A 10,131-nucleotide genomic window follows, 5' to 3' on the forward strand; every position below is an offset into this window, starting at 1 on the left:
CCTCACTTCCGCGGCGCGGCCTGCTGGACCGCGTCGACGATCTTCACGTAGCAGCCGCACCGGCAGATGTTGCCGCTCATCCATTCGCGGATCTCCGCGCGGGACCCGGTGTGGCCTTCCTTGATGCAGGCGGCGCCGGACATGATCTGTCCCGGCGTGCAGTAGCCGCACTGGAAGGCGTCATGGTCGATGAACGCCTGCTGCAGGGGGTGCAGCCGGTCGCCTTCGGCGAGGCCTTCGATGGTGGTGACTTCGGCGCCCTCGAGCCGCACGGCGAGGGTCAGGCAGCCGTTCACGCGGCGGCCGTCGACCAGGACGGTGCAGGCTCCGCAGGCGCCCGCGTCACAGCCCTTCTTCGAGCCGGTGAGGCCGAGGTGCTCGCGCAGCAGATCCAGCAGTGACGTGCGGTTGTCGAACGTGACGGTGTGGCGGGTTCCGTTGACCGTCAACGACACCCGGCTGCTGGTGCCGGACTCGGCGGCCGCGGCGGGCTCCGCGTCGAGGACGGGCGCCCCGGCGACGGCGACCGCGCCGGTGATGGCCGTGGCCGCGACGAACGTGCGCCGCGACAGGGTGGCGGGCGTGTCCTCGTCGGTGGCCGGGATTTCTTCGATCGACATGGAAGGACTTCCTCGGTCGCGAGATTGCGGCAGGCGGGCACAGCTCGTTTTTCGTTCCGGGTGGACGAAATCACACCTCGCCGGGGGATTGGGAGGGGCTGTCAGCACCCCCCGGCTTTCGGGCCGGCCGGGAGCTCGCTGTCGAAAGCCGGAAGTATGCCGTGACAACAACCACCCGCTGTCGGTTACCGCAGGTCAGGGCAAGGATGCGGCCAACGCGAGGGGTGACGGCAAGCCCTCCCGGAATTCCGGTGAGACGGCGCCGGTTCAGCGGAGGCCGGCAGCGAACTCTTTGAGCTCCCGAGCCAGTACCGGCGAAGCGTAGGTCTTCACCACGTCCTGCCGGGCGGGGCAGACGTCCAAGTCCGGGCATACCAGCGGAATCATGATCCGCAGCGTCTTGTACAGCTGAGCATGCGGCAACGTGCCGAGGATCTGCTTGATGCCGAACGCGGATGCCGCGCTGAGGACTTCGGCGAGGAACTTCGGGCAGCCGACCAAGATCAGGCCCGCTCGCAACGGCATCTGAGCGTATTTGGCGTAAGTGCCGGGATCGAGCCCTTTCGCCACGTTGTTGAGGCAGACGCAGAGTCCGTGCTTGCGGTAGCGGACCGAGGAAGTCCACGGGACCTTGTCGATGGCACGGTTGGCCAGCCGTGTGTAGAAGCCGTTCTCGTCGAAGACATAAGCTACGACGTCGCCGGCGATGTTCGACGGATCCCTGTTCAATGATTCCTTGGCGTGCTGACGGCGGGTGGTCCTGCGGTCGAGCTGCGGCGCGACGGAGCGAGTCGGTGTCGCCATTGGTGCGGGCGCCGCCGATGATCGCGGTCGCGTGCTTCGCGGCACCGCCGGCGACGGGCTCCACGCTGGCCGGTGGACTGGTGTTCGGGCGGTAGATCGGCGGGTGCGTGTCCGCTGGGCTCGGCGTGCGCATTCCCGTCCGGCTTCCGAATCCTTGAAGTGTCGCCGGTTGCAGTACTGGCATTCGTACTGACTTGCGGGGAGCTTTCGGTGCCTCGCCATCCCATCCACGCTAGGTACCGGGACCTCGGCGGTCACTCGGCTATTCCGGTCCCTGACAAGGTGCCTGCGTCACACCCCGCGTTGTGATTCATCCTTGTGAGTCAATGCAGGTCATCCTCGTGAGTGGCATCCGGCCTCATCGGTTCCGCGCGGCACGCGCAGCCCGGCTGCGCCGCCGCAGGTAGCTCGCGCTGAACCCCACGTCCGGCCCGGGCACCCAACGATCGGCGAGCCGACCGGCGTCGGCGGCTGCCAGCTCGGCGGTGGGTGGTTCGGGCAGATCCGCCGACACGAGGTACTCGACGAAGTCCCGGAGGCGCACCTACTGGCCGTCGCTCTCCCGAAGTTCGGGTGTTCAGTACAGCTCGCGCACGGCGACGGGGGACTGGTCGGTGGTGACCGTCGCTCCGAGCGCCTGCAGTTGTCCGGCGAGCCGCGCGGCCGCCAGGGTCCCGACTTGGCGGCCGGTGAAAGGATCCTCTGCCAACGTGGTGGTGACGGTGGTCCACAGGTGACTGCTGGACCTCGGTCGCTGCGCACTCCAGGTGCAGGCGACCGTGAACCGGTTTGGCGTCCAGCTGCGGTGCAGCGCTATGACGTCATCGTCTTCGGCACCGAGAGCACGAGCTCGCGGCGCACTCGGGTGTACAGCTGGTGTGCGCGACCGGCTTGCACGACCCCGCAGTCGACGCGGCATTCACCGGACACGGCTCGGTAGTCGTGAAACTGCGCAACGACGGTGACCTTCGCCGCAACCTCGCCTACCTGCAACTACGTGCGACGGTCGTGGACGGAGTGGACGTGATCGACTCGATCACCGGGGGCCGGGACCGAGCCTCGGCTCGAAACTGGGTCGATGCGACGCGCTACGAGGTGGATCTGTGACTGTCCGTCCGTCCGAGGTCGCCACGCTGCGGGGAGCGATCCTGGACACGAGATCAGTGAAGATCGAGTTCGACACGCTGTGGCAACTCTGGAACCGCTCTGCACCCAGGTTCGTCGGCGATCCCGATCAGGCGGCTGCCTTGCACGAGGCTTTGCTGCAGCTGTCGAACTCCTCCGTGATCGAACTGCCGAAGCAGGCATGGGACGCATCCATCGTCCCCGCGCTGCCCCGCCATGTGTTGGTGCCGGCAGCCCGGCGTGTCGACAGTGGACGGCCGTGGGTGACATTTCCGTGGCGCCGCGAACTGGGCTGGGTGTCGTCCTTGCCGACATTGTCCGCTGCCCTATTCGACGATCTGACGGCCGTGAACGATTGGCTGGGCCGGGTCGAGCCAGCGAGACTTCCGACTGTGCCTATCCGCTATCGATCCGCGGAGATTTTTGGTCGGGAGAAGCGGCTCGAGCAGCTGGAACGGTCGAAGATGTTCGGTCCGGGCCGGCTAAGGCTGCCGATGCTCGCGTGCGTGCGGCTGGCGCCACCCGCCCCGGCAGCGGTCGTGGGGGCGGGACCGGACGTCCTCGTCGTCGAGAACAGTGACACATATTGGGTGGCTGTCCAGACATTGCGAGCCAGCGGGGGCCACCGCATCGGTGCGGTCGTTTGGGGCTCCGGCAAGACGTTTCCGGCACAGGTTCCTTCGCCCGCGGTCGACGTAGCCGGTCAGGGACCGGTACGAGGGGTTGCTTGGTACTGGGGCGACTTCGATCCGGCCGGTACGTCGACCGCGGTGGCAGCGGCACGAATGACGCCGGACGTCGACGTCCGCCCTGCGACGGGCTTATGGGCGGCGATGGTGGGGCTTGCAGTGCAGGAGGCTGGAACGGTCGACTGGTCGGGCGCGGTAGGGCAGGAATGGCTTGGCGCTGAGTTGTGGGATGCGCTCGCACACGTGCGCGCTGCGGGTGGACGCATCGCCCAGGAGCTCGTGCCGGTGGATGTGGTAGCTGCCTGGGCAGGTCAGCCCGATCACCGGTTTGCTCTGTGAAAGCTCACGGGGAGACGGATCGGGCTACTCTGCGCTACAATACTCGCATGATCTCCCCAAACACGGGAGATATCCCACGTATGGGGGTTCAAGTCTCGGACACAGTATTACCCCACGGATCGCGAAACGCGATCTTGAAGCCGGGGTTGATCGTAGCTCAGCTCGAATCGATCTCCTCCAGTCGCCATCCGGCGCCGTCGTAGACGATGATCTTTCCTGAGTTGCGCAGCGCTGCTGCCACGCGTCTGTGCCGTGGTCGGTCAAGCTCCGGTGTGGCGTGGCCGTCGTTGCCTTCATCTCCAAGTTGGATGTTGAGCTCGTCGATGAGATGGTCTTCGCGGATGTAGAGCGTCTTCGACCGCGGCTGTCCCGCGCGTTGTGTGCTGGTGTGGCCGTGGCGGCAGCGGTAGGTGGGTCTCCCGTGGTTCCAGTGCGAATCCAGTCGCCGGTCGCAGACACCGCAGTGGATCAGCCCGGCGAGGGCGAACCGGTGAACCCGGCCGTCTCTGGCCGGTCGCGTCGCTCGGATCTGTTGAGCGGTGACGAAGTCCTGCTCCGTGACGAGCGGCGAATGCGCCATTTTCGCTGACAATGCTGGCATTGACGCTGGGCCTTCGGTGCCGGTGGTGCGGCGGTTCCAGGTCTGGCGGCCGGTGTAGCGCGGGTTCGCCAGGATCACCGCGACCGTGCGCAGCGTCCAAGCGCCGCGCGTTCGGTGCCGGTTGCGGTCCGGGTCGGCACTGGACGGGCAAGGAACGCCGCGTTCGTTTAGGTGTCGGGCGATGCTGGCGACGCTGTGCCCGGCCAGGCGCTGTCGGAACATCCACAGTACGTGTGGCGCGGTTCGTGGGTCGGGTGCGAGCCGTTGCAGCCGCCGGCCCCAGCGGGCATCTGCTGGGTTGGGGTGCGGGCCGGCGTCGACGAGACGGTAGCCGTAGGGTGGTCGGCCGCCGAGGTAGCGGCCCTGTTGGGTGGCCTGGTTGTGCATCGCGGCCAGGACGCGGTGCCGGGCACGTAGGACCTCGCGCTGTGACTGGGTGGCCAGCAGCGCCATCAGTGCCCGGTGGTCGCGGTTGCCGAGGTCGACCGGGCCACCGGTTTCTGGCAGCCAGAGCTGGATGCCGTGCCGGGTGCACCAGGTGTAGAGGGTGCTGAACTGGGTGCCGGTGAAGGCACGTTCGTACTCGCCAACGACGATCGCATCGATTGCGGACTCCGGACTCGAGGCCGCGGCCATGAGCCGGGCAGCCTGGGGTCGTTGCCGCCACGGGATGCGGCGTGAGGTGCCGGGGTCAAAGTAGGCGGCGACGACCTGGCCGTGGCCCGCGACCAGCTCATCGGCCATGTCGCGTTGCCAGCCCTGTGACGACACGCGATCTTGATGGCGGGTGGTCGACGTACGGCCGTAGAACGCGAACCGTATGCCGTCGCCCACGACGTCTGTGGATGCAGCCCCGATCTGGTTCTTTCTGCTCATCCACTGCGCAAGTAAGTTCGCGGCGTCGTCCGCTGGAGGGAACTGAGCCGGGCGTGGTTGATGCGGATGCACGCTGGGTCGATGACGAGGCTGGTGCCTTATGACGGCGTGGTCGAGTTCGTTCGCCCGTTCGGCGCAGCGGATCGCGCGCACGTCGGCCGTATAACGACCTATGCGACGAGGCTGAAACGATCAACACATGGGTGAGGGCGCTGACGCGCCCGCGAACCGTGACGATGCGGTGGATGTGGGTGATGCCGTGGCGGGTGAAGAACGCCCGGGCTCGGTGGACGACCCCGATCACCGTCCGGGCCTTCTCGACAGGTAGTGCTTCGGTGTAGGCCAGGCGTGAGTAGCCGTCGACGGCGGAGTGGAGGTAGGTGTAGCGGGGCCGCTGGCCGCGGGTTTTGCCGCGGCCGACCTGCCTGTCGTTGCGTCCGGCGCGTGACGAGTCATTCCTGCTGGGACGGCGCTCCGGCTTAGACCGCATCTCATTTGGTTGTGTTGCTGGGTGGGCGATATCGTTGATCAGCGATGACCGATGTGGAGAAGTGGTGTCCAGAGCCGTTGTGGCTGCTGGCGTACCCACTGCTGCCCGATGCGCCGCAACGCCACCAGGGCGGAGGCCGGCGCCGGCTCGACGACCGTGCGGTGCTGGCCGCGATCCTGTACGTGCTGCAGACCGGTTGTGCCTGGTCAGCGCTGCCAGCCTCGTTCGGGGTCAGTGCCGCGACCGCGCATCGCCGGTTCACCGAGTGGGTCGAGGCGGAGGTGTTCGCCCGGCTGCACCAGCAGGTGCTGGACTTGCTCGGTTCCGCCGGAGCGATCGACTGGTCACGAGCGTCGGTGGACGCCATGCAGGTCAGGGCGGTAAAAGGGGGGATCTGACCGGCCCCAGCCCGGTTGACCGGGGCAAGCCGGGCTCAAAGATCCACGCGATAAGCGATCGTGTTGGCCTCCCGTTGGCGGTGGTCATCTCCGCGGCCAACCGCAACGACCACCTGACGTTCGAGGCGGTCGTCGATGCGGTCGCGCCGGTCGCACGGCCGCGGCGCCGGCCGCACAAGCTGCACGCGGACAAGGGCTACGACTACCCGGCCTGCTGGAAGGTGCTGCGTGCGCGGGGCATCGTTGCCCGGATCGCCCGCCGGGGTATCGAGTCGGCCAAACGGCTAGGACGTTATCGGTACGTCATCGAGCGGACCTTGGAGTGGGTTTCCCGGTTCCGTCGGCTGGCACGTCGCTACGAGCGCAAGGCCGCCCACTTCCTGGGCTTCACCCAGCTGGCCTGCGCAATCATCTGCTACCGCCGGGCTATCAAGCTGGATCTTCTGACCCATAACAACCCCAAATGAGATGCGGTCTAAGCTCGCACAACGGGTCGACCAGCAACAGTGCCCACTCGGCGGCTTCTTGTTCCAGAGGAGACGCCGTTGGATCCTGCCCTGCGACGGCGCGGGTCTTTCGCCGGCTCGGGATGGATTGCCCACCCGCAGCGAGGGACGCTCCGTGGTCGTCGCCCCAGTAGGCTGGAACCAGATCGACGTCGGGCAGCCTCTGTGCGAGATTGCGGGACACCAGCTCGAAGGTCGCGTCAAACGCTTGTCGCCGGACGCCGGTGCCATGGACGAAAAGAACCCGCACATACCCTCCCGTTGTTACCCCCGGAAGGTCGTTGCTTCAAGCCGAAGCGTTACTCCGATCGCACCGCTGCCGAGCTGCACAGCCCGACGCTGGTGCCCCTGGCGTTGGACGAAAGCCGGTGCTGGCCCCGCTAGCCCTCGATGCCCCCGTCCCGCGGCCTACGCAGTGGCACCATCGCGGCGATGACCGCGTCGATGGGCCTGACGATGACGCTGCTGGCCGACGCGCTTGAGCGGGCTCTTGGGTAGCGGTGACCGGCATTCCGAACCCCGGCTTGGCCGCGCAGATCCACAGCAGCGATAGGTAGAGCTGCAGCTGCAGCTGCCCGCCTCGGCCGCCACCGCCGGCCGAGCGGTGTGCCATGGCCGGCTTGAGACATCGCCGAACGCGACGTCCGCGAGCTCACCGCACAGCTGCTCGCCGTGCCCGGGCGCCACGACACCTACGCCGACCTCATCGTCGCCCAGCACCGGGCCCTCGCCGACGCCGAAGTCCGCTACCTGGCCGACCGCGATACCGCCCGCCACTTCGACCAGTCGCCGGTCGACCTCGCCGAGCGCTGCCTCACCGGTGCTCATCGGTCCGGCGACCGGCACCAGCCCAACCTCGCCGCGCTGCGCGAGGAGCACAGCCACCGCGGTGGCCCAGCCCGGCGACATCCCCGGCCGCGAGGACCTCCTGCGCCGCGGCCACACACCTGGACGCCGCCGACGACCGGACCGAACGCAGCGAGCCTGCAGCAGCTGTTCGAACACCTGTGGTCCGCAGCGCTGGAGGTCATAGGTCACACCCGCCAGCGTCGCAGAGTCGGCATGCGAAGCTCCCATGGCGGGTAAAGCCGGGTCGGACGGGCGGCGGTGGCGCAGCCGCGCGTCGTGACGCTCAGGCGATCATCACAGGCTAGGGTGTAAGCGAGCGGATCGGCGCCTACCGGAGGGCCAGGTCGGATGTACATATCGCGAGTCCACCTCGCGAACGTGAAGGGTTTTTACGGCGACCGCGTCGTCGATCTGGAGTTTCGTCGCCCTTCCGGCGAATACGCCGGGTGGACTGTGCTGGCGGGACGCAACGGGTCGGGCAAGACGTCGCTGCTGCGTGGGATCGCCCTGGCGATCGGTGGGCCGGCTGTGGCGCGGAACCTGGTCCTGGGGTTCGAGAACTGGGTGTCGGCCGGCGAGCGCGAGGCGGTCGCCGAGGTCGTGCTTTCCTTCGAGGCGGGGGCGGACCGCTTCACCTCGGGCCGACCCCCGGCAGGGACGTTCCGGGCGGGATTGTCGTGGGAAGCCCATGAGGACGTCCACGCCGGGCGCCGCCCGGCACAGCCTGCCATGCAGGAGTATACTTCCGGGCGCGCGTCGCGAGGCCCGGCCCGGCGGGGCCCCTGGCAGGACAATCCGGTCGGGTGGTTCTGCGCTGCCTATGGTCCGTTCCGGCGGCTGGTCGGCGGCACCGGCGACAGCCAGCGCCTCATGCTGACCGGCGGCCCGGTGGGCCGGATGGCCAGCCTGTTCCACGAAGACGCGTCGCTGGCCGAGGGCGTCAGCTGGCTGATCGAGCAGCACCTGCGTTCGCTGGAGGATCGCCCGGGCGCCGCGCAGCTCAAGCAGGCCGCGTTGGACATCCTGCAGGACGGGATGCTGCCCGATGGGTACCGCATCACCGCATTGGATTCCGAAGGTTTGTGGATCGACCACGAGGGCCGGCGGTTTCCGCTGCGGGAGATGAGCGACGGCTACCGCACCGTGGTCGCGTTGGTCGTCGACCTGCTCAAGCAGCTGTTCGAAGCGTTCGGTGAGTTGCACGTCACCGACGATGACGGGCAACCGGCCATCACGACCCCCGGCGTGGTGATCATCGACGAGGTCGACGCGCACCTGCACGTGTCCTGGCAGAAGCGCATCGGTACCTGGCTCAAGCGCCATTTCCCGCAGATCCAGTTCATCGTTACCACGCACAGCCCGTATGTCTGTCAGGCCGCCGATCGGGGCGGCCTGATCACCATGCCCGGCCCCAACGAGCAGCAGCCGCCACGCCGAGTCGATGACGACCTGTGGGAGCGGGTCGTGTTCGGCACCGGCGACGACGCTGTGCTATCGGATCTGTTCGGGCTCGATACCGCCTATTCCGACCAGGCGATCGCGCTGCGTGAGGAGCTGGTGCAGCTGGAGGTGGCAGTGCTCAGCGGCAAGGCCGATCGGCAGCAGCGCAGCCGCTACCGCTACCTCAAAGATCTGCTGACCAGCTCGCCGGTGACTCGAGTCGGCGAGGTCACCGCCAGTCTCAGCCGCGCGGAGCGTGGATGATCCCACTGGTTCGCTCCGAACTGGATCCGCGTGTCATGCGCAACATGGCCACCATGACCGCCGAGATTCGCAGGAAACGCAGCCACAAAACCCGTGTGGCCCACGCGCGGCACTTGTGGCAGACCCGCCGCGGCACACGCAAAACCCTCAAGCGCGCGCTGATCCAGTTCGCTCCCGGTCGGGCCCGGTGTATGTACTGCGGCGACAACGAGGGCTCAGACGTCGATCACCACGACCCCTTGGCCCGCATGCCCCTCAGCACCTTCAGCTGGGACAACCATCTGCTGGCCTGCAGCGTCTGCAACAGCCAGCACAAACGCGACGTCTTCCCCGTTGATGCCGACGGGCAGCCGCTGCTGCTCGATCCGACCGTCGACGACCCCTTCGAGCACCTCGTCCTGGCGCTGAGTGTGGGGAGTTACCTGGCCACCACGCCGCGCGGAGAAGCCACGCTGAAGATCTGCGGGCTCAACCGTGACCTGCTGACCCGTGGCCGGCAAGCCGCTTACGAGTCGCTGAGCTCTCTACTGCTCATCTGGCACGACCATGACCGGCGTGGCAACCACACCGCACGCACGGCAATCGAACACGCCATCCGGGAGCAGCCTTTTGCCGATGTTCTGCACGCCATGATCCGCTACGCCGACGCACCTGGCGCGGAAGAGCTCTTCGCCGACCGCCTTCACGTCCTGGAGCCGCTGCACAGCAGCACATGGACCACAGTGCTGAGAGCCTGACGCTTTCCCGCAGCCGGAAGCCTCCGCTCACACAGCCCTCGACGATGACAGCTTCCCATGGCTACCCATTGGCAATGCAGCGCGCGCCGAGCCCGAGACGCGGGTCGCGGCTGGCGGGCGCACCGGTTGCCGCCCCACTGCGCGACGCCGGAGTGCTGTTCCGCAGCGTTGCGAGCGAAGCCAAAACCAAGGCGCTCAGCGGCATGAGGGCGATGTGCTGCCCTGGCGACTCTGCACTATCATTAGCACATGATCTCCCCGAACACGGGTCTGCCCAGACTTCGGTTGACACCGGAGCTGACTGTTTCTCAGGCCGCCACTGCGGGGGTGTAGATGGTCTCAAACTCGACTGGGGTGAGCTTGCCCAGCCCCCGTTGGCGGCGTTTGCGGTGG

At 67.4% G+C, this 10,131-nt stretch carries 10 protein-coding genes and 1 pseudogene; 6 read left to right on the top strand and 5 right to left on the bottom strand.

Annotation, left to right across the window (positions count from 1 at the left end; all coding sequences use genetic code 11):
* Positions 1 to 2: 2 nt before the first annotated feature.
* The 3 genes from I4Q55_RS47435 to I4Q55_RS50460 all read right to left on the bottom strand — a co-directional run bounded on the left by I4Q55_RS47435 (position 3) and on the right by I4Q55_RS50460 (position 2,133).
* On the bottom strand, positions 3 to 620 hold the full coding sequence (locus tag I4Q55_RS47435) for a (2Fe-2S)-binding protein (protein ID WP_206797516.1): 618 nt from the start codon (positions 618 to 620) through the stop codon (positions 3 to 5).
* 267 nt (positions 621 to 887) lie between these two features.
* Positions 888 to 1,424, bottom strand: coding sequence for a hypothetical protein (locus I4Q55_RS47440; protein ID WP_242548012.1), 537 nt, complete (start codon positions 1,422 to 1,424; stop codon positions 888 to 890).
* Positions 1,425 to 2,001: 577 nt separating this feature from the next.
* The gene (locus I4Q55_RS50460; RefSeq protein WP_277992125.1) at positions 2,002 to 2,133 is read right to left on the bottom strand and encodes a hypothetical protein; all 132 of its coding nucleotides are present in this window, start codon (positions 2,131 to 2,133) and stop codon (positions 2,002 to 2,004) included.
* A gap of 167 nt (positions 2,134 to 2,300) precedes the next feature.
* Here I4Q55_RS50460 and I4Q55_RS47445 point away from each other — a divergent pair, with 167 nt between their 5' ends.
* Both I4Q55_RS47445 and I4Q55_RS47450 read left to right on the top strand, forming a co-directional pair.
* Positions 2,301 to 2,531 carry a hypothetical protein gene (locus I4Q55_RS47445; RefSeq protein ID WP_206797518.1) on the top strand — a complete coding sequence of 77 codons (231 nt, stop codon included), beginning with the start codon at positions 2,301 to 2,303 and terminating at the stop codon, positions 2,529 to 2,531.
* A complete protein-coding gene (locus I4Q55_RS47450) occupies positions 2,528 to 3,577 on the top strand; it encodes a hypothetical protein (protein ID WP_206797520.1) in 1,050 nt (349 codons plus the stop codon). The genes I4Q55_RS47445 and I4Q55_RS47450 overlap by 4 nt, the downstream gene beginning before the upstream one ends.
* 157 nt (positions 3,578 to 3,734) lie before the next feature.
* Here I4Q55_RS47450 and I4Q55_RS47455 read toward each other — a convergent pair whose 3' ends face one another.
* Together I4Q55_RS47455 and I4Q55_RS47460 are read right to left on the bottom strand one after the other, a co-directional pair.
* A complete protein-coding gene (locus I4Q55_RS47455; protein WP_307793498.1) occupies positions 3,735 to 5,207 on the bottom strand; it encodes a recombinase family protein in 1,473 nt (490 codons plus the stop codon).
* 75 nt (positions 5,208 to 5,282) lie between these two features.
* Positions 5,283 to 5,439, bottom strand: a pseudogene (locus tag I4Q55_RS47460) (IS481 family transposase); the annotation flags it as partial.
* 149 nt (positions 5,440 to 5,588) lie between these two features.
* Here I4Q55_RS47460 and I4Q55_RS47465 point away from each other — a divergent pair.
* The 4 genes from I4Q55_RS47465 to I4Q55_RS47480 all read left to right on the top strand — a co-directional run bounded on the left by I4Q55_RS47465 (position 5,589) and on the right by I4Q55_RS47480 (position 9,738).
* Positions 5,589 to 6,409, top strand: a protein-coding gene (locus tag I4Q55_RS47465; RefSeq protein ID WP_374194549.1) for an IS5 family transposase whose coding sequence is annotated in 2 segments (ribosomal slippage) — positions 5,589 to 5,925 and positions 5,925 to 6,409 — 822 coding nt in all. Because the reading frame shifts where the segments join, the coding sequence is not laid out codon by codon here.
* 711 nt (positions 6,410 to 7,120) lie between these two features.
* Positions 7,121 to 7,534, top strand: coding sequence for a hypothetical protein (locus tag I4Q55_RS47470; protein WP_206797525.1), 414 nt, complete (start codon positions 7,121 to 7,123; stop codon positions 7,532 to 7,534).
* Positions 7,535 to 7,645: 111 nt separating this feature from the next.
* The gene (locus I4Q55_RS47475; RefSeq protein WP_206797527.1) at positions 7,646 to 9,001 is read left to right on the top strand and encodes an AAA family ATPase; all 1,356 of its coding nucleotides are present in this window, start codon (positions 7,646 to 7,648) and stop codon (positions 8,999 to 9,001) included.
* Entirely contained in the window at positions 8,998 to 9,738 is a 741-nt protein-coding gene (locus I4Q55_RS47480; protein WP_206797529.1) for an HNH endonuclease, read from the top strand. Before I4Q55_RS47475 ends, I4Q55_RS47480 begins: the two co-directional genes overlap by 4 nt.
* The last annotated feature ends 393 nt before the right edge of the window (positions 9,739 to 10,131 follow it).

It is taken from the genome of Amycolatopsis sp. MtRt-6 (genome assembly GCF_017308975.1).
Classification (GTDB): domain Bacteria; phylum Actinomycetota; class Actinomycetes; order Mycobacteriales; family Pseudonocardiaceae; genus Amycolatopsis.